This is a genomic window from Collinsella aerofaciens, assembly GCF_015557435.1.
Classification (GTDB): domain Bacteria; phylum Actinomycetota; class Coriobacteriia; order Coriobacteriales; family Coriobacteriaceae; genus Collinsella; species Collinsella aerofaciens_Z.
Genome location: NZ_JADNOH010000003.1, coordinates 20,347 through 38,962 on the forward strand (window position 1 = coordinate 20,347; position 18,616 = coordinate 38,962).

The 18,616-nt window shown below is 61.2% G+C and carries 16 protein-coding genes; 4 read left to right on the forward strand and 12 right to left on the reverse strand.

Annotated elements, in window-relative coordinates; translation table 11 throughout:
* Window positions 1-50 precede the first annotated feature (50 nt).
* Complete coding sequence (locus I2G43_RS00325; protein ID WP_195534649.1) at window positions 51-3,293, reverse strand: DUF7601 domain-containing protein; 3,243 nt, start codon at window positions 3,291-3,293, stop codon at window positions 51-53.
* 294 nt (window positions 3,294-3,587) lie between these two features.
* Window positions 3,588-4,466, reverse strand: a complete 879-nt coding sequence (locus I2G43_RS00330; RefSeq protein ID WP_195534650.1) for a LysR family transcriptional regulator — start codon at window positions 4,464-4,466, stop codon at window positions 3,588-3,590.
* A 233-nt stretch (window positions 4,467-4,699) separates the two neighbouring features.
* Here I2G43_RS00330 and I2G43_RS00335 point away from each other — a divergent pair, with 233 nt between their 5' ends.
* The 4 genes from I2G43_RS00335 to I2G43_RS00350 all read left to right on the forward strand — a co-directional run bounded on the left by I2G43_RS00335 (window position 4,700) and on the right by I2G43_RS00350 (window position 10,571).
* Complete coding sequence (locus I2G43_RS00335; RefSeq protein ID WP_195534651.1) at window positions 4,700-5,581, forward strand: SDR family NAD(P)-dependent oxidoreductase; 882 nt, start codon at window positions 4,700-4,702, stop codon at window positions 5,579-5,581.
* 65 nt (window positions 5,582-5,646) lie between these two features.
* Window positions 5,647-6,903 carry an MFS transporter gene (locus tag I2G43_RS00340; protein WP_195534652.1) on the forward strand — a complete coding sequence of 419 codons (1,257 nt, stop codon included), beginning with the start codon at window positions 5,647-5,649 and terminating at the stop codon, window positions 6,901-6,903.
* Between the two features lie 68 nt (window positions 6,904-6,971).
* Complete coding sequence (locus I2G43_RS00345) at window positions 6,972-8,012, forward strand: Gfo/Idh/MocA family oxidoreductase (RefSeq protein ID WP_118094311.1); 1,041 nt, start codon at window positions 6,972-6,974, stop codon at window positions 8,010-8,012.
* Window positions 8,013-8,423: 411 nt separating this feature from the next.
* Entirely contained in the window at window positions 8,424-10,571 is a 2,148-nt protein-coding gene (locus I2G43_RS00350) for a Tex family protein (protein WP_195534653.1), read from the forward strand.
* Between the two features lie 290 nt (window positions 10,572-10,861).
* Here I2G43_RS00350 and I2G43_RS00355 read toward each other — a convergent pair whose 3' ends face one another.
* From I2G43_RS00355 to I2G43_RS00400, 10 genes are all read right to left on the reverse strand, one after another.
* The gene (locus I2G43_RS00355) at window positions 10,862-11,566 is read right to left on the reverse strand and encodes a transaldolase (protein WP_229071391.1); all 705 of its coding nucleotides are present in this window, start codon (window positions 11,564-11,566) and stop codon (window positions 10,862-10,864) included.
* Between the two features lie 193 nt (window positions 11,567-11,759).
* Complete coding sequence (locus tag I2G43_RS00360) at window positions 11,760-12,068, reverse strand: HAD family hydrolase (protein WP_229071393.1); 309 nt, start codon at window positions 12,066-12,068, stop codon at window positions 11,760-11,762.
* Window positions 12,069-12,202: 134 nt separating this feature from the next.
* Entirely contained in the window at window positions 12,203-13,294 is a 1,092-nt protein-coding gene (locus I2G43_RS00365; RefSeq protein ID WP_195534656.1) for an alpha/beta hydrolase, read from the reverse strand.
* Between the two features lie 2 nt (window positions 13,295-13,296).
* The gene (locus I2G43_RS00370; protein ID WP_055251950.1) at window positions 13,297-14,241 is read right to left on the reverse strand and encodes an aldo/keto reductase; all 945 of its coding nucleotides are present in this window, start codon (window positions 14,239-14,241) and stop codon (window positions 13,297-13,299) included.
* A 97-nt stretch (window positions 14,242-14,338) separates the two neighbouring features.
* Entirely contained in the window at window positions 14,339-15,175 is an 837-nt protein-coding gene (locus tag I2G43_RS00375) for a PTS system mannose/fructose/sorbose family transporter subunit IID (protein WP_055251948.1), read from the reverse strand.
* On the reverse strand, window positions 15,172-15,984 hold the full coding sequence (locus tag I2G43_RS00380) for a PTS mannose/fructose/sorbose/N-acetylgalactosamine transporter subunit IIC (RefSeq protein ID WP_089573151.1): 813 nt from the start codon (window positions 15,982-15,984) through the stop codon (window positions 15,172-15,174). Before I2G43_RS00380 ends, I2G43_RS00375 begins: the two co-directional genes overlap by 4 nt.
* Window positions 15,985-16,030: 46 nt before the next feature.
* Complete coding sequence (locus I2G43_RS00385; RefSeq protein WP_055251944.1) at window positions 16,031-16,534, reverse strand: PTS system mannose/fructose/N-acetylgalactosamine-transporter subunit IIB; 504 nt, start codon at window positions 16,532-16,534, stop codon at window positions 16,031-16,033.
* Window positions 16,535-16,563: 29 nt separating this feature from the next.
* The gene (locus I2G43_RS00390; RefSeq protein ID WP_055251942.1) at window positions 16,564-16,992 is read right to left on the reverse strand and encodes a PTS sugar transporter subunit IIA; all 429 of its coding nucleotides are present in this window, start codon (window positions 16,990-16,992) and stop codon (window positions 16,564-16,566) included.
* Between the two features lie 10 nt (window positions 16,993-17,002).
* The gene (locus I2G43_RS00395) at window positions 17,003-17,857 is read right to left on the reverse strand and encodes a class II fructose-bisphosphate aldolase (RefSeq protein ID WP_195534657.1); all 855 of its coding nucleotides are present in this window, start codon (window positions 17,855-17,857) and stop codon (window positions 17,003-17,005) included.
* A 114-nt stretch (window positions 17,858-17,971) separates the two neighbouring features.
* Window positions 17,972-18,565: an MFS transporter gene (locus tag I2G43_RS00400; protein WP_267473436.1), complete on the reverse strand. Its 594-nt coding sequence runs from the start codon at window positions 18,563-18,565 to the stop codon at window positions 17,972-17,974.
* Between the last annotated feature and the right edge of the window lie 51 nt (window positions 18,566-18,616).

Consider the following 18,616-nt stretch of genomic DNA (forward strand, 5'->3'; position numbering starts at 1 on the left):
GGCCGCTCGTGCGGCTGGCCCATCACCAGCATTGCTGGCGCCATGTCTTCTCATAGGCGCCCACCCCTCTTGGAGCCGCGGTGTAAACGCAGCGCAACCATGACCGTAGCCAACAGCACGCCGGCGGCCAAAATCGCCAGGGCATAGATGGGGTTGCGCGTAATACCCGTAGGCACCGCGACCTGTCGGGAATTGGTGGCCTTAGCTTCAACGGCAACGGTCACACGCGGACCGTTGAGCGTGCCGCTCGCACCCGTAAGCCTAGCCTGATACCCCAACGAAGAATAATCGTCTTCGCTCACGGTATAGACCGCGTTGTAATCCAGCGCCTTAATCGAAACGGTCAGGCCGTCCTTAACGGCAAACGGCACGGTCGCCTTGCCCTGGCCATCGGCCGTAAAGGCCGTCTTGTTTTCCACGGTCTCGGCCCGATCATTCGGTCGCGCCACGAGCGCATGGCTGCCTTGGGCAGACGCATCCGAATACTCGATGGCGTAGGTCTGACCAGCCTTGAGGCCCGTAAAGGTCGCCGTCATCTTAAAGTAGGCACGCTTGTCGCCCATATTGCCCGTAACGCTCTTGGAAACCTTGAGCGTGTAGGTGCGTGGGGTGAACCGTGCGTATACGCATCCCGTATGGCGCTCTTTTACGTTGTACGTATAGGTGGGTGAAGACGACAGCAGCTCCGGGGCGTCCGGATTTGACAGGTCGTACCAGCCCTCAAAGTGATAGCCCTCCTTGGGAGTGGCCACCGCCTCCACAAACGTGCCGTCATCCACAAAGTAGGCGATACCCGAAGTTTTGTACGCGTCGGCGTCCTTGCCCGAGCGATCCCCGGCATCGATGGAGCCCTTTGCCCCCTTAAGCTTGGAGCTGACTGTGCCGCCCGTCGTTACGTTGCTCCACGTGCCATCGGCATTTTTAAGCTGAGCAACAAAGGCCTGACGATACTTCCATTGCGCCACAAATGTCGCGCCCTGGCTCTCAGGAATGTTTTCGACCGTTACCGTATCGCCCGCAGCGCCGGTATCCGGATTGACCTTATTGCCATTAATGGTAAGAGTGCCGGTATCTGTAGTTCCCTCGGGAGCCGCATGGGTCACTGTGTGCTCGGCACCAAAACGAATAGCTTTTCCCGAGCCCGCATACTCCCAGCCCATAAACATCCAGCCGTCGTTTTGTCCTTCGGCAGCATGGGAGGTATAGCTCGCTCCAGCACCAGAAAGCTGCACGAAATCGCCCGTGGAATCATCGGACGGATTATAGTGATACGCTTTGCCGCCGTTCACATCGTATTGAACGCCCGCCTTAGAAAACACAAGGTGCACTTTGTAGTGCTTTGTGACCTTGTCGACCTTAAAGTGATAGGTGCAATCGTCCAATATGGTCCAATGCTCAGCATCGTCCGCGGAATAGAACTCGCCGTTGACAAAAGCACCGATAAAGACTGCCCCGTCATCGCGCTTGGCATCGACCATAAAGTAGGAGTTCTTTTCCTGTTTACCTACGTAGTTTTTGGCATAGGTAAAGTCGGCGGTCTTGGTATCGGAATTATAAAAATACGTTCCGCTTCCGTTGGGCGTCGTGTACGTCTCGATGCGATAGAACTCCCTAAACGAGATATTGTCGAGGAAGTTGCCGATCGAATTGCTCCCGTTGGCCGTGTTGTAGGCCACAAAAGCAAAGACGCTCTGGTTTTGGCCATCCGGAATGGTGTAGGTATAGTCGTAGTCAACCTTTTTGTTCTGCTCGAGCGCGTTGGAACCGTAGGAAGCCCAAGCGTCGTTTTCGGACGCCATGATCCACACGCACCATTTTTCGGTATGTTCCGCATCGGCCGTCCACGAGAACGCGCTTCCGCTGGACGCATTGGCAAATCCGCCCACTTTGTCAAACTTAGTCGAATACAGGATGATCTTTTTGCTGCAGCCCGATTGGGAAAAATTGGCCACATCCAAGCCGACATAGTTATCGACGCTCATTTGAATCCATTGAACAATTTGCTGGTACTGATCGAGTGCCTTTTGATTGTCCTTGTACGGCTCGTTTTCTTGTCGCGGACCGATGATAAGGGCCATGGCGTCTCGACCCGAGCGGCCGCGGTGGTCGAGCCCCCACTCGTACTGTTTTCCCGGCTCGGTCGTCACATATTGGTAGAGCGAACTCGCCTCGTGTGCGTTGAGCTCGGCTGCATAGTCACCATCGGAGGGCGTAAACGTAACAGAATGCCCAGCTGGGTCGATATAGTAGTCGTTCTGGGCAACGATCTCGATACGATGGTCTGTCTCGGTCGTACGCCAATGGGGCGAGCACAACGTAAACTTGCTGGGCCTCTGGTTCCCTAGATGTATATCCTCTTCAAAGCCGCCGTTAGCAATGTTCGTATTCTCGTTCTTAAGATTCGAGGTCGAGAACGCATAGCGCGTGAGCGTTGTCATGGTCTCGGACGAGTTTTCCTGATACACCTTGGCAAAGTCGCTATAGATGTTGCGCGTGCCCTGCTTTTCCACGTGAACGTCGTTGACCAGATTGCCAAACCACTCCCGGTATTGTTCGTTTGCCCCCGTAAGATTTGAATCGTAGCAAGTTAGTGCAAGCATCGTGTTTTCGGACGCTGCGGCATAGACTGCCTGATAGGCAAACTCATCGTCTTGCTCGGGAAGCGCTCGATAATAGTGTGTACTGTTGGTGCCAAAGGAGAACCAACCCTGTCCGTTAGAGCTTACGAGCCACACAGAAAGCGCAATGCGACCGTCGCTCTGCTCAAACGAGAAGTGAGATCCGTCGGCGCTGCTACCAGCAAAGCCGCCATTTGCAGCAAAGGGATCGCTGTAAACGGTGTACTGCTCAACGGTATTTCCCTGGGGCATCTTGCCCTGCGCCTTAAGCCAAGTCCGCAGCTGCATGAGCTGGTCTTGGCCTGCGCTGTTAACCGACAGATTCTCCTGTTGAGGACCCATCGTGAGCATCAGCACGTCGTGTTCGGTTGCGGCGCGATGGTTGAGGCCCCACTCGTACGTGGAGCCGCTCTGGGTGGAAAAGGTGGTGTAGGTTGATCCGGGTTCAAAATAAGCATTGGTATCCTGTGGCTTAAGATTCCACGCAAGCGCAAAGTGATTACCGTTAGCTTGTTTGAGGTTTCTTTGACCGTTGAGGAGCTTCGTGGGGAGGTCGAGGTACGACGCCTCGCCGATTCTCTTTCTCGGAGAGGTCGTCGACCAACCAGAAGCTTGGTTGGTAAAGGTTGGGTTCGCTATAAGGTTGCCATCGTCACCGTACGCACGCGAGGGCAACCCCCCCCCCGACCATAACGAACGCGCATAAGACCGCTGCCAACATCACAAAGGTGCGGCGCATCGACGCAATATGACCGAAAGGACCCTGCACGGGCGCATCCCCCCCCAGCCGCAGCCCGAGCATTCGAGCAAGCTGCACAAGTAGTTCGTTTAGGCCTTGTCATTCTACAACCAGCTCATGGCAAAAGCAAAATCATACGTGACCGATTTGGAGTCATTTTTCGCACCTCATTTTTCGCATTGCGCAGGTAGGACGGCAAAAGTAGCCAAAAAAGCCCCGCGCCAAATGAGCTACTTGAGGAGTTGGGCCATGGCGTTGACGAATTTTTGGACTTGGAGGGTAGGCTCGAGCGGGTAGTGCAAATAGACTGGCACCTCGCGGCCGCACAGGAACGGCACGCCTACAAAGGCCGGGTGTACGCCTGACCAAGCTCCGCAGGTGAGCACCGCGTCGCCCTTTTCCTCCGCCTCGTTAAAAAGCGCAAAGTCAAAGCTATCCACGTCGATCACGTCCACGCCGCCGTCGGCCAAAAGGTCGATGCGCAGGCTGTCCATGGCGTCGTTGCCGTGACGGAGCACGCGCAGGCGCATGCCCTCCAGGTCGGCAACTGTGATGCGCGTCTTGCGCGCAAGCGGGCTCGTGCGCGGCACGTCGATATAAAACGGCACGGTAACGATGCGGAGCTTTTGGCAGGCGTCGCCCCAGCGCGGGGTCGAAAAACTCGACTGCACCACATCCACCTCGCGCCCCAGACTGCGCATGACGGTCTCGCGCTCATCGTAAAGGTCCCCCACCGGCACAATCTCAAAACGCAAGCGCGGCTCCATGTCGTGCACCTGCGGCCACAGCGCGAGCGTTTGGCGCCCCGGGCACATCATCGACACGCCCAGGCGCACCGCACCGCCATCGCCCGGCGCGCGTCGGGCACGGCGCAGGGCATCCTCGGACTGGCGCATGATCGAGCGCGCATCGTCCACCAACAGCGCGCCCGCCGGCGTCACCTTGACGCCCGAATGCGAGCGCTCGAACAGCGTAATGCCAAACTCGGCCTCGAATCCCGATACCTGCTTGACGAGTGCCGGGGTCGACACGCGCAATTTTGCCGCGGCGCGCGAGAAGCTTCCCAGCTCCGCGGCGGCCGAAATAGCCTCAAGTCGTCGATCGTACACGTCTTCTCTCCGTTTTCGCACGTACGGCCACACGGTGCCGCAGGGGGTCGTTTTCGCAGGTCACATGCTCAATCAGGTACAAATCGCATCATGCGGTGTAAACCTACAGTTAACGCCATTCTAACAAATATGCAATTCACCTGCGCAAACGCAAAGCATACGATAACCAGCGAAAACCACGTGGGTCGGTTAATGGGAGCGACCCACTGGGAGGCACAAGAAGGGAAGTTCCTATGAGCAATTGGCTTAAGCTCGAGGGCGATGTCTGCGCCGTGACTGGCGCACTCGGCGGTATGGGCGCCGAGATCTGCCGCGAGTTCGCCCGCAATGGCGCCAACGTCGTCATGCTCGACCTGGACGAGGAGAAGGTCAAGGCCGCTGCCGCCGATCTCGCTGCCGAGTTTGGCATCCACGCCGAGGGTTACAAGATGAACGCCACCGACGAGGCCGAGGTTCAGGCCGCCGTCGATGCCACCATCGCCAACTTCGGCCGCGTCGACGTCCTCGTCAACACCGCCGGCATCCTGCGCTTCGCCGCCATGGAGGACCTGCCGCTGAGCGACTGGGAGCAGGTGCTCAGCGTCAACCTCACCGGCTGCTTCATCACCTCGCAGCGCTTTGGTCGCGAGATGATCAAGGCCGGCCAGGGTCGCCTGGTGCACATCTCCACCGTCGCCAGCCACTCCCCCGAGACGTTCTCGGGCGTGTACAGCTCCACCAAGGCCGGCGTCAACATGATGTCCAAGATGCTCGCCGCCGAGTGGGGCCCGTACGGCGTGCGCTCCAACTGCGTCGAGCCCTGCTTCGTCAAGACCCCCATGTCGGCCAACTTCTATGCCGACCCCGAGGTCGAGAAGAGCCGCAGCCGCCTGATCGCCACGCGCCGCATCGGCGAGGTCAGCGATATCGCCAACGCCGTCATGTTCCTGGCGTCCAAGCGCTCGGACTTTACCACCGGCGACGCCATCAAGGTCGACGGCGGCTTCTCCAACATGATGGGCGACCTCACCGCCAAGCCCGGCGGCCGTCGCGCATACGCCGACAACTACCTTAAGAACAAGGGTGTCGAGCTCTGGTCCGATGAGTCCGGCGTCGCCAAGCCGACCGACCAGTAAACCTGCCCGGTAGAGAGGGACGCGGGCAAACCCCTCCCCTCCCCGTATCGATTAGAAAGAGTCCAATGGCTTCCACCAACTCCAACAAGGGTCGCGCCGTCGTGCTTTCCGCCGCGTGCGTCACCATGTTCTTCATCAGCTCCATCGCGCTGTATTCCGTCGTGAGCAAAAACCTGCTCGCCGTTTACCCCGAGTGGTCCAGCGCCCTTACCTGGGCCTTCCCCGTCTTCCAGACCATCATGGCCGTGACGGGCATCTTCGCCGGCCGCATCTCCGATAAGATCGGCCCCCGCAACGTCGTGATCGCCGCCGCCGTGTGCTACGGCGTGGGCTGGTTCATGTCCGGCACCGTCACCGAGCCGTGGCAGTTCTACCTGTGGTTCTCGCTCGTCGCCGCCGTCGGCAACGGCCTGGGCTACAACCCGGCGCTCACCACGGGTCAGAAGTGGTTCATCGACAAGAAGGGTCTCGCCTCCGGCATCACCCTCGCTGCTTCGACCGCCGGCCCCGCCGTGCTGTCCCCGGTGCTCGCCTCGCTGCTCATCCCGAGCCTTGGCATCTTTGGCGCCCTTAAGGCGCTCGGCGTCATCTTCTTTGTGATGATCGCCGCCTCCGCCCTGTTCCTGAAGGCCCCCGAGGCCGGTTGGCTGCCCGAGGGCTTCGAGGCCCCCAAGGGCGGCGCGCACGCCGGTACCTTCGGCGACCTCACCCCGGGCGAGATGGTCAAGACCCCGCGCTTCTGGGTCCTCATCATCACCTTCGCCTTTGCCGCCACCGCCGGCACCCTGCTCGTCGGCAAGGTTGCCTCCATCGCCGCCGTCCAGCTCTTCGCCGACCCCACGAGCGCCGCTGCCGTCGCTCTCGGCGGCGTGGTCGTCTCCGTCAACACCTGCGCCAACCTGGTCGGCCGCCTGTCCTTTGGTCAGATCATCGACAAGCTCGGTGCCTACAAGTCGCTGCTCATCAGCCTTGTCGTCACCATCGTCGCGCTCGTCATCATGTCGATGAGCTTTACGCAGAGCATGTTCTTCGTGGCGCTCGCCCTGCTCGGCTTTAGCTTTGGCGCCCTGCTCGTCATCTACCCGCCGCTCACCGGTGGCGCCTTCGGCACCAGCAACATCGGCGTCAACTACGGCATCATGTTCCTGGGCTACGCCGCTTCCACCTGGATCAGCCAGCCCATCACCGCCGTGCTGTATCACGCCGAGGCCGGCAGCGCCGCCTACCAGCAGTCCTTCTACGGCGCCATCGTGATCGCCGCCATCGCCGTCGTGCTCACCGTCTACATGATGGTCTCCGACAGCAAGAAGAAGTCCGCTTAGTTTTGCTTGACGCGGCAAGGGCCGTCCTCTTGCCGCATTCCACCAGCCACCAGCATTAAGGAGTCGAAATGTCTGAGCTCAACCCCGTCCGCATTGCCGTCATCGGCGCCGGCGCCATGGGCCGCAACCACATCCGCTTTGTCACCGAGGAGCCCGAGGCCGAGCTCGTCGCCATCGCCGACGCCTTTGAGGGCGCCCGCGCCACGGCCGAGGCTGCCGGCGTGCCGTTCTTTACCGATCCCGCCCAGATGATGGACGAGGTCAAGCCCGAGGCCGTCATCATCGCCACCCCCAACGACCTGCACTTGGGCGTTGCCCGCGAGGCCATCAAGCGCAACATCGTGCCGCTGGTCGAAAAGCCGATCTCCAACGACCTCGAGGATGCCCAGGCCTTCGCCGCCGAGGCCGAGACCGCCGGCGTGCCCGTGCTCGTGGGTCAGCACCGTCGCCACAACCCCTTCGTCAACAAGGCCAAGGAGATCATCGAGTCCGGCGAGCTGGGCAAGCTCACCGTGTCGAGCTTCCACTACATGATCTATAAGAATGACGAGTACTTCGATGTCGAGTGGCGCCGCAAGAAGGGTGCCGGACCGATCTTGGTCAACCTGGTTCACGACGTGGACCTGCTCCGCTACCTGCTGGGCGAGCCCGTCGCCGTCCAGGGCATGCAGTCCAGCGCCGCCCGCGGTTTTGAGACCGAGGACTCCGCCGTGGTCAACGTCCGTTTTGCCGATGGCGCGCTTGCGAGCATGACCATCTCCGACGCCACCGCCAGCCCCTGGAACTGGGAGGCCACCGCTCGCGAGGATCCGCAGTACCGCCCCTTCGACGCCGACGCCTACTTTATCGGCGGAACCTTGGGTGCCCTTTCGCTGCCCCGCCTGCATCAGTTCTCCTACGACGGCGCCTCCAACTGGCACAAGCCGCTGCAGATGGAGATTCCGGCCGTCGACCCGGCGCTGCCGCACAAGATGCAGCTCAAGCACTTTGTGAAGGTCGTCCGCCGCGAAGTTGAGCCCGTCGTAACCCCCGCCGATAACGTCAAGACGCTCACGCTTCTCAACGCCATCAAGGAGGCCGCCGAGACCGGCCAGCTCGTCGAGCTGTAATGCCTTGAGAGCGGCCGCGGCAGAAACCCCATGCCGAGTCCCTCGGTCCGCCACAAATAAGCCCCTCTTCTTTGCCCCGCGAGCAGCCTCCTGCCCGCGGGGCATTTTGCTACTTCGCTGACGATTTTTCTGGGGCGGGGGCTATTTTGCACCTCGGCTTGATTCGTTCGCCACGAAATGGGCCTATCTACTACGTTTAACCGACCGCCCTCAACCATGCCGAATTTCCTAAAATCAAAAGCGCAGGTAGACGGCTTGCGCATTCTCGGAAAACCGGGGGATGGTCGACCCATACGGTTCAAACGTAGTAGATAGGTCGTTTTCGTGGCGCGGGCCCAAAACAGTCTTTTGAAACGGGTGGTATCCTTGGTAGCCCTGTGCTGCAAACGCACCTTAAACGCAAGGAGTCCCATGGATCTTATCGCCCAGCTCGCCCACGAGCTCAACCTTAAGGCCGCCAACATCGAGGCAGCCGTCAAGCTCATCGACGAGGGCAACACCATCCCCTTTATCTCGCGCTACCGCAAGGAAGCCACAGGCGGAATGGACGACGTCGCCCTGCGCGCACTCGACGAGCGCCTGTCCTACCTGCGCAATCTTGAACAGCGCAAAGAGGACGTCATTCTGCTCATCGACGCCCAGGGCAAACTTACGCCCGAGCTCGAACAGCAAATTCGCGAGGCCACGCAGCTCCAGCGTGTCGAGGACCTCTACAAGCCCTACCGCAAAAAGCGCATGACCCGCGCCCAGAAGGCCCGCGAGGCCGGCCTGGAGCCGCTCGCCAATATGATCATCATGCAGGCATCCGCCAAGGACAGCGCGCTCGACGCCGCCGCGGCCTACGTCAACGAGGACGCCGGCTTCGACACGCCCGAGAAGGCACTCGCCGGCGCCGCCGACATCGTGGCCGAGACGGTGGCCGAAGATCCCGAGAACGTCGCCGACCTGCGCGCCTTTACGCAAAACACCGCCGACATCGTCGTCGAGGCCACCGACCCCGCCGAGAAGACCCCCTACGAGCCCTACTACAACTTTGACGAGCCGCTGCGCCGCATCCCCAACCACCGCGTGCTGGCCATCGACCGCGGCGAGCGCGAGGGCAAGCTCCGCGTGCGCGTGAACGTTGACGGCGCTGCCGCCACGGCGCGCCTCGGCAGCCGCTGGCCCCGCCGTCAGGGCGTCTTCGCGCCCGTCTTCGACGCTGCCATCGCCGACGGCTACAAACGCCTGATGGCTCCCTCGCTGGAGCGCGAGGCCCGCGCCAAGCTCACCGTCCGCGCCCAGACCGAAGCCATCAACGTCTTTGCCAAGAATCTCGAGGGTCTGCTCTCGGCCCGCCCCGTCCGCGGCGCCCGCGTGCTCGCGCTTGACCCGGGCTACCGCACCGGCTGCAAGGTCGCCGTCATGGACGAGACCGGCAAGCTGCTCGACCACGGCGTGGTCTACCCTACCAAGCCGCGCCACGACGTCGCCGGCACCAAGCGCGAGCTCGCCCGCCTCGTCAAAAAGGATGGCGTCAACACCATCGTCATCGGCAACGGCACCGCCAGCCGTGAGACCGAGGAAGTCGTCTCGGAGTTCATTGCCGAGCAGGCGCCCGGCTTGCGCTATACGATCGTGAACGAGGCCGGCGCGTCGGTGTACTCCGCCTCCGAGCTCGCAAGCCAGGAGTATCCCGACCTGGACGTCACCGTGCGCGGCGCCATGAGCCTGGGCCGCCGCCTGCAAGACCCGCTGGCCGAGCTCGTCAAGATTCCGCCCCAGTCCATCGGCGTGGGCCAGTACCAGCACGATCTTGACCAGGCCGAGCTTTCGCGCACGCTGGGCCACGTGGTGGAGGACGTCGTCAACCGCGTTGGCGTCGACGTGAACACCGCAAGCGCGAGCCTGCTGGGATACGTGTCGGGCATCACGCCGAGCGTGGCCAAGAACATCGTGGCTTACCGCGAGGAAAACGGCGCCTTTACCGATCGCCGCCAGCTTAAGAAGGTCCCCAAGCTGGGCCCCAAGGCATACCTCAACGCCGCGGGCTTTCTTCGCATCAGCGGCGGCAAGAATCCACTCGACGCCACAAGCGTCCACCCCGAAAGCTACGAGGTGGCGACGTCGGTCCTGGAGCGCGCCGGCGTGGCGGCCAGCGAGCTCAGCCGCGGCGGCGTGCCCGATATCGAGCGCCGCCTGGGCAGCATCTCGGCGCTGGCAAGCGACCTGGACTGTGGCACCCTGACGCTCATCGACATCGTCAACGAGCTCAAGAAGCCCGGCCGCGACCCACGCGACGACGCGCCCGAGGTGGTCTTTAGCCGCTCGGCGCTTTCCATCGACGACCTGGAGCCCGGCATGGAACTCAAGGGCACCGTGCGCAACGTCGTCGACTTTGGCGCCTTCGTCGACGTGGGCGTGCACCAGGACGGCCTCGTGCACATCTCCAAGCTGGCCAACCGCTTCGTCAAGCACCCGAGCGACGTGGTGCGCGTCGGCGACACGGTGAAGGTATGGGTCGAAAAGGTCGACCGCGACCGCAAAAAGATCTCCCTCACCATGGTGCAGGGGAAGTAACAGAAGGGCGAGCCGCCGCCATCCATCGCCGAACTTGCAAGTTTTTCTCACCTGATGGGAAAAACTTGCAAACTTTGCAAGTTCTTCTCACGCGATGACAAAAACTTGCAAGTCTGACAGTCCCGCTATAGCAAAACGCCCCGACCCTCACGATTGAGAGCCAGGGCGATATTCAGTTCGTGTCGGCAGCCCCGGCCTTTCCTTTGCCTAGCGCGACCCTCGCGAAGCGCGTGAGCGATAGGGAAAGGAAAGGCCGGGGCGGACAGCCCACGGCACAGTCAGTGTTCGCGTTACGGCAGGATATGGAAGCCGAGCGAGGCGATGTCCTTGGCAAAGCCGCGCACGGTGTCGAGCGAAACCTCGTACGGGTCGCGGCCGATGTTCTTGCGCTTGGCCAGGATGCTGTTGGGCACCGTGATGATCTGGCAACCGCAGGCCTCGGCCTGGTAAATGTTGATGAGCTCGCGCGTGGACGCCCACAGGACCTCGCAGTTGGGCTTGGCGGCGGCCTTCTTGACCGACTCCGTCATAAACGGAATGGGGTCGACGCCGGTATCGGCGATACGGCCGGCAAAGAGCGAGATGATGGACGGCGTCTCGGCGTCAACGGCCTCGACCATCTCGTCAACCTGCGTAGGCGTAAAGATGGTGGTGACGTTGACCTTGATGCCGTCGGCCGAAAGTTTGCGCACCAGCTCGGCGGTGGACTCACCCTTAGCGGTCACGCACGGAATCTTGACGTAGACGTTCTCGGCCCAGGTAGCGATCTCGCGTGCCTCGACCTCCATGGTCTCGACGTCGTCGGCAAAGACCTCAAACGACACGGACACATCGGTGATGTGGGCTAGGACCTCCTTGGCAAACGCGCGGTAATCCGTCACGCCGCCCTTCTTCATAAGGGACGGGTTGGTCGTGAAACCCTGAACGTTGCCGTTCTCGTACATGTCGAGCATGCCCTCGAGGTTTGCACCGTCAGCGAACACCTTGATTGCCATCTGCCTGATTCCTTTCGTTAGCATACGGCCGATAAACTGCTAAACACTTTACCTACGTTTATCAAGGCGTGAACTGCGGTTTTTTATCTTCTCGGCGAACGGTATAAACACCTCAGTGTTTGGATTGATAAATCGATTGAGCATGCAAAAGCAAAGAGTCGCAGTTTGGGCAAACGTCAGAACGCGGGATTCATTAGATGAGGCCGAAATGCTGCATCGCTGTGACGGTGCCGTCGTGTGCGACGTCGTCGGTCACGTAGTCGGCGACTGCCTTGACCTCGGGCATGGCGTTACCCATGGCAACAGCCGTCTCGACGGCGACGAGCATGCCCAGGTCGTTGCCCGAGTCGCCAAAGCCAAAGGTGCGCGCGTTACGGCTGCATCCCAGATACTCCAGTGCTCGCGCCACGCCCACGCCCTTGTCAATGCCCTTGGGGCTCAGCTCGCGGTTTGCTTGCTGGGCTCGCTTGGAAGATCGGCGGTAAACGCGTCCCCCAGTCAATCCGGCACCGCCGAGGCAAACCCCACACGCGCCCGCCGGCAAGCGGCACGCGCCCGCCAACGCAAAGGTCCGGCGGGACGCACCTAGCATCCCGCCGGACCGTCACTCGTCCAGGAGGTCGCCGCGACGAGCCCCTAGATCTTCGCAAGCTCCTCGGAGATGACGCGACAGACATCCTCAGCCTGAGGCATCACGCCGTACATCTCGAAGAAGCCGTGGTCGCAGCCGCGATAACGAATCGCAGTGACGTCAACGCCCGCATCCTGCAGCCTCTTCGCGAACAGCTCGTCCTGATAGCGCAGATAGTCATACTCGGAAGAGATGATGACCGTGCGGGGGAACGCGCTCACGTCCTCCGCGAACAGCGCGGAAATCAGCGGGTCGAGCATCTTGTCCGCATCGCCGTTGACGTACATGGGCGGAAGGTCGTTGTTGGCGAGGCGAATGCGATCAACCCTGCTCAGCGCCTCGGGCCTCTGCTCATCCACGACCTCGTACAGGTCATAGGACCACTCATCCGGAACGGGACCGCCATCAACGAGCGGATAAAGCTCGACAACCGCCTTGATTCTATCCGCGTGAGAGCCCTCGAGCACGACGGCATTCGACAGGCTGCCACCCGCAGAGTCACCAGCCACGGCAATGCGAGTCGCATCAACGCCCAGCTCGTCAGCGTGATCGACAAGCCAGTCGAGCGTCTTCACGCAGTCCTCGACGCCACCCGGGAACATCGTCTCGGGAGACAGGCGGTACTCCGGATAGATCGCGACGCAACCCGTGCGCTCCACGATGTCGCGCAGGCAGTTCTCGTACTGACCGATGTTGCCCACCATGAACCCGCCGCCATGGATGAACACGAGCGCGGCAGACCCATCCTCGTGCCCCTCCGGCGTGAAGATGTGCAGCGGAATGCCCTTGTCGCCGAAGTTCATGACGACGGTCTTCTTGGCAACGTTCGCGCCCCTCACGACGTGGGTCTCCTTGCTGGGCGCGGAGCGCCACGCGATCACGTCCACCGGTCCGGCCGGCGCCGACCCCGCCGCAGGAGCCGCAGCGAGCTTCGCGTGCGCACGAGCATAGACGCGCGGATCGAGCACGTGCTCGCGGTCGTCACCCGGCACGGGCTTCAGCATCAGCCTCAGGCCGTTAGGCTCGACAACCTCCCTCGCGCCACTCTCAAGCACCTCAAGCTCGGAAGTGGGGTACTTCCTATCCTCGGCGCTCATGGCTAGCCGATCTTCAGCTCGTCGAGCCTGGCGTCGAGCTTGGCCATCTCGTCGGCGGAAAGCTCCCACTCGAACGTCTCGCAGTTCTGAATCGCGTGGGCGTCCGTGCGCACGCCCACGAGAGCGGTGCCCACGTACTCCTTCTGGGTGCTCCAGTTCACGGCAACCTGCGCCACGGGTTTGTCGTGGGCCTCGGCGATCTCGTCCATGACCTTGAGCAGCTCCTGGACGCGCGAGAACTTGGGCTCCCGGAAGTAGTCGTAGAAGCCACCGCGGACGTCGCCTTCCTCGAACTTCGTCAGCTCGCGGAACTTGCCCGACAGGATGCCCGCGCCAAGGGAGCCATAGGTGAAGGAGTCGATGCCACGCTCGTAACCCCACTTGATGAGGTCCTCGGAGGAGCGGTCGACCATGGAATAGGGCGGCTGCTGGACGTCGATCTGAGCGACCTTCTCGCACTCCTCGATCATCTCGGTCGTGAAGTTGGAGACGCCGATGTGGCGAATCTTGCCCTGCTCCTTGAGGAGCTGGAGGGCGCACATCGTCTCGGAGAACGGGGTCTTAGCGTCGGGCCAGTGCACGAAGTAGAAGTCGATGTAGTCGGTGCGGAGGTTACGCAGCGAGCTCTCGACCTCCCTCATGATGTTCTTGAACGAGGAGTCGCGGTCATAGCCGGCGGCGCTGGTGATCAGGCCAACCTTGGTCGAGAGCAGGTAGCTCTCTCTGTCGACGCCCCTGAGCGCGTTACCGACGACCTTCTCGGACGTGCCGTTGCCATAGCACGGCGCGGTGTCGATGAGGTTGACGCCGTGATCGAGCATGGTGCGGATGGCGGACATGCTGGCGGCGTCATCGTTCTCACCAAAGGAGTCGCCGCCGATCGCCCAGGTGCCCACAGCGAGCTGGGAGACGTCGACATCGGAATTCTTGAGGTGCGTGTAGCGCATGTTCTCTCCTTCTAATGGGGCGGCACGCGTCGAATGTCCTCGATCGCGTGCCGCCGGGAATTGCCTTAAACAAGCTTCGAATGATCCGGAAGCCGCCCTACACGATGCCCACGAGGCCGAGGACGAGCGCCAGAATCATGATGCCAACCAGGATGATGTTGACGTTCACGTTCTTCTTGCGCAGGAGCCAGAGGACGACGAGCGTAAGCCCCAGGGGCACGATGCCCTTGAAGATCGAGTCGAGGTAGGTCTGGATCATGACGGGGTCAGAGTCCTGAACCGGAATGGACAGGATCGTGTTGAATTGGACGTTCGCCGCAGTCATGGCACCGATCATCACGAGGCCAACCGTGGAGGTCGCCTTGGTGATGAGCTTCATGAGACCACCCTCGTACATCTCGGAGATGAAGTTGGTGCCCATGCTGAAGCCGAGGTAGGTCATGAAGTATCGGCAGAGGATCGACGGGATGTTGTAGATCAGCAGGAACATGATCGCGCCGAGGGGCGAGCCGCTCATGGCGAGGTTGATGCCAATGCCGGCAGCGATGACACGCAGGACGCCCCAGAAGATTGCGTCACCGATGCCGGACATCGGGCCCATCAGGGAAACCTTGATGCCGTCGATGGACTCGGTGTCGAAGTCTTCGTGCTGCGAGTTCTCCCTCTCCATGGAGGCGACGAGGCCCATGGCGAACGTGCCGACGTTCTGGGTAATGTTGTACCAAGTCGTGTGACGCTTCATGGCTTCGGCACGGGCCTCGGGGTCATCGGCGTAGTAGCGGTTAAGCGCGGGCTGGACGGAGTACAGCCAGCCGTCGGCGCCAGCCTTGACGGAACCGCCGGCGCAGGAGGCGAACACGGAGAAAGAGCGCAGGAAAATGCTGTTGAGCATCTTCTTGTCTTCAGGGCTCACATTCTTGGTCAGGTTGCTCATGCGAAGAAATCCTCCTCGTCGCTGGTTACAGAGTCGTTGGAAACGGCCTGGGTGGCCAAGCCCTTCTTGGTGAGATCGAAAATCTCCTTGTCGCGGAGGGCGGAGGCAACCGCGATGATGACGCCGAGAACCGCGATGGCGATCATCGGGAGGCCGAGGTACTGGTAGAGCGTGAAGCCCAGGAAGAAGTAGATGCTGAGCTCGGTGCTCCACAGCATCTGGAGCAGGAGCGCCATACCAACGGCGGGCAGGAGGGCGCCCACGGCGTTGAGGCCGCTCATGACATTGGCCGGAATCTGGTTGACGATGGCGGCAACGGGCTCAGCGCCAAGGTAAACGCCGAGGAAGGCGATGAGGCCAAAGGCGGCGTACTTAACGAACCAGAGAACGAAGTGCTGAAGCGCGAGGCCCTTCTCGTTGCCCTCGGCGGCCATCTTGTCAAAGGTGGCGGCGAAGAAAGCGAGGAACACGTTGTTCATGAAGATCGAGAGGAACGCGGTGACGACGCCAACGGGAACGGCCAGCGTGATGGCGGCGCCTTGGTCGATGCCGGCGCCAACGGTGAAGGCGACGGCGAGGGCGGTCGCGGTAACGGGCTCGGCGGAGATGGCGCCACCGATGTTAACCGCGCCCATGAAGATTGCCTCGAGAGAGGCACCGATGATGACACCGGTCTTGACGTCGCCCATCAGAAGGCCCGCAACGAGGCCGACCACGAGAGGACGCTCGATCATACACTGACCGAGAACCCAGTTGCCGCCGTAGCAAATCAGCACGGTCAACCAGGCCATTACTGCTAACCCAATCATTTGACTTCCTTTCTCTCATTTCATTTGACCGCCTGGCCAAATCCCCTTATTTCTCCGCCGCCTCGATCAGACTCTTGAGAGGAGTCTTGGGATTGGACGGGATAAGCTGATGGAAAACCGGAATACCCTGCTCGCAAAGCTCCTTCGCGGCCTCGAGCTCATCCGGGTTGAGCATGATCGTGGAGTTGAGGGCGACCTTGCTATCCGGATCGGACTTGTCGAAGCGGCCGACATTGGCAACGTTCACGCCCTCGATCTTGCCCGGTGCGCCTTTAACGAGCTCAAGCACGTCACGCACGCAGTTGGTGAGCGCGAAGATGCGCATGGAGTCCGCACGCGGATCGTTCGCGATGCGGCAAGCATCCGGAACATCCTTGACGAGGAGCTTCTGGCCCGCCGGCGTACCCATGGAAAGCGTCATGCGAAGGGCATCGCTCTCCACGGCGTGCTTGTTGGCGACGATGATCCTGGTGGTGTTGAGCTCCTTGGTCCACACCAGGGCGACCTGCCCGTGAATCAGACGGTCATCGACTCGAACCTGAACAATCATTGTTTCCTCTCCTTACTTATTAGTGCTCTCTAATCGAAGAAGTCTCCGTCGGACCCCTCGTTGTCCGCGGCCTTGCTCGGAGGCTCGACGACCTGCATCGTCGCCCTCGCCAGCTCGACGCTCTGCTTGATCGAATCTGCCGTGACCGGCTCAGCGCCGAGGAGCGCCTCGATCACGAGGCCGAGGTTCATACCGGTAACATGGACGATCCCGCGCTTCTCCGGCTCCATGAGGACGACCTTCTGGAAGACGGAGCCACCGTAGATGTCGGTGAAGATGATGGCCTCGTCCTCAGGGCCCACCGAGTCAATAAACGCCTGGATGCGAGGGGTGAAATCGGAGTCGTCCACGTAGCAGTCAACTGCTTCCACCATGTCCGCCATACCGGTCAGGATCTCGATCGAGCTCCTGATTCCGCTTGCGAGGTGACCGTGCGACGCGACAAGAACTTTCTTCATCGAGTCTCTCCTAGAGCGAATAGTGGTTGGGGTTCAGAAGCTGGATCTTGCTTGCGACGAACGCGCGCATGTCGGGGGCGGCGTCCATCAGGAGGCCAATGCCGTTGCCGTCGTTCTTGCCGGAGCTGATGTCCTTCTCGAAGGCGCGGTACATGGAGCGGAAGTACTCCGTGGCGATGTTGAACTTGCTCATGCCGAGGTTCACGGCCTCCTGGAGCTGCTCGTCGGGGATGTCGGAGCATCCGTGCATGACGAGGGGGACGCTGACGGCCTCCCTGCAGGCCTTGATGCGCTCCATGTCGAGGTTCGGGACCTTGACGTAGGGGCCGTGGGCGTTGCCGACGGCGATGGCGAGCGAACCACAGCCGGTGCCCTCGACGAACTCCTCGGCGAGGTTCGGGTCGGTATAGTGGTCGCTGTTCACGAAGTCGTTGGCGTCGGAGCCGTTGCCGACGTGGCCGAGCTCGGCCTCGATGTCAACGTCGAAGATCTTGGCGACCTGGACGACGTCCTTCGTGAGCTGGAAGTTCTCCTCATAGGGAAGCGAGGAGCCGTCGACCATGACGGAGGGGAAACCGGCCTTGACGCCCTTGACGGCGATCTCGTAACCAGCGGAGTGATCCTGGTGGACGGCGACGGGCACGCTCGCGCGCTCGGCGTAATAGCGGGCGGCGAAGGCGATGATGTCGAGGGCACAGTGGTCCTCGAAGCCGGGCCAGTACTGGATGATGATAGGCATGTGCTCATCCTCGGCGGCCTGGATCGAATAACGGATGGTCTCCGTGTTGATGACGTTGATCGCGGGCACGCCATAGTGGTGCTCGGTCGCATGTTGAAGAAGCTCGTTGACCTTGATGAGAGACATCTTTGTCTTCCTTTCACTTGGATAACCATTGGATTGGACAGTTCTCAGCTCGTCAGCTGGTTGAACACGAAGAGAAGCGCGAAGCAGGCAGGCGCTTGCAAAACGCGGTGGAGCCTATGCGGCCGACTGGCCCTCAGGCTGTGGCGCTGCGCTTCGACGCCACTGTACGTACGCCACAAAAGCAACGACCGCAGCAATCGTTGAAGCGAGGGCGAAGGCCAGAAAACCCGCGTGCGTGCCGAGCGCGTCGCACGCCCAACCGCCAAACAGGTTCGCAACCACGACGGACAGACCGCTCTGAACCATCGCGAAGGCGCTCTGACCTCGAGCGCGACAATCCTCGTAAGTGTGGTTGGCAATGTAGGTAACGCAGGAGTAGTAGACGGTCATGTAACTCACGCTCTGCAGCAGCTGGCCGCAGATCATGACCGGGACGATGCCGGTGCCCACGAGCACGAGCCTGAGCGCCGCCATGAAGCAGGAAAAGATCAGGAGGTTCATCTCGCCGAAGCGCCTGACCAGCTTGGAGGAAACGAGCAGGATGGGGATCTCGCTCGCAGCGGAGACCGCACTCAGGACGCCCACGAGGTTCTGACCCTCGCCAAGCTCGACCGCGTAGCGGCCCAAGAACGCCCCGATGAAGCCAATCGCGGCCGAACTGATGAAGGCGAAGACCAAGACGAAGGCGATCTCATTGCTGGTAAACAGACACTATGACCCAATCCGAGGGCACGGAAACGACAGGAGCCCCCGCTCGTG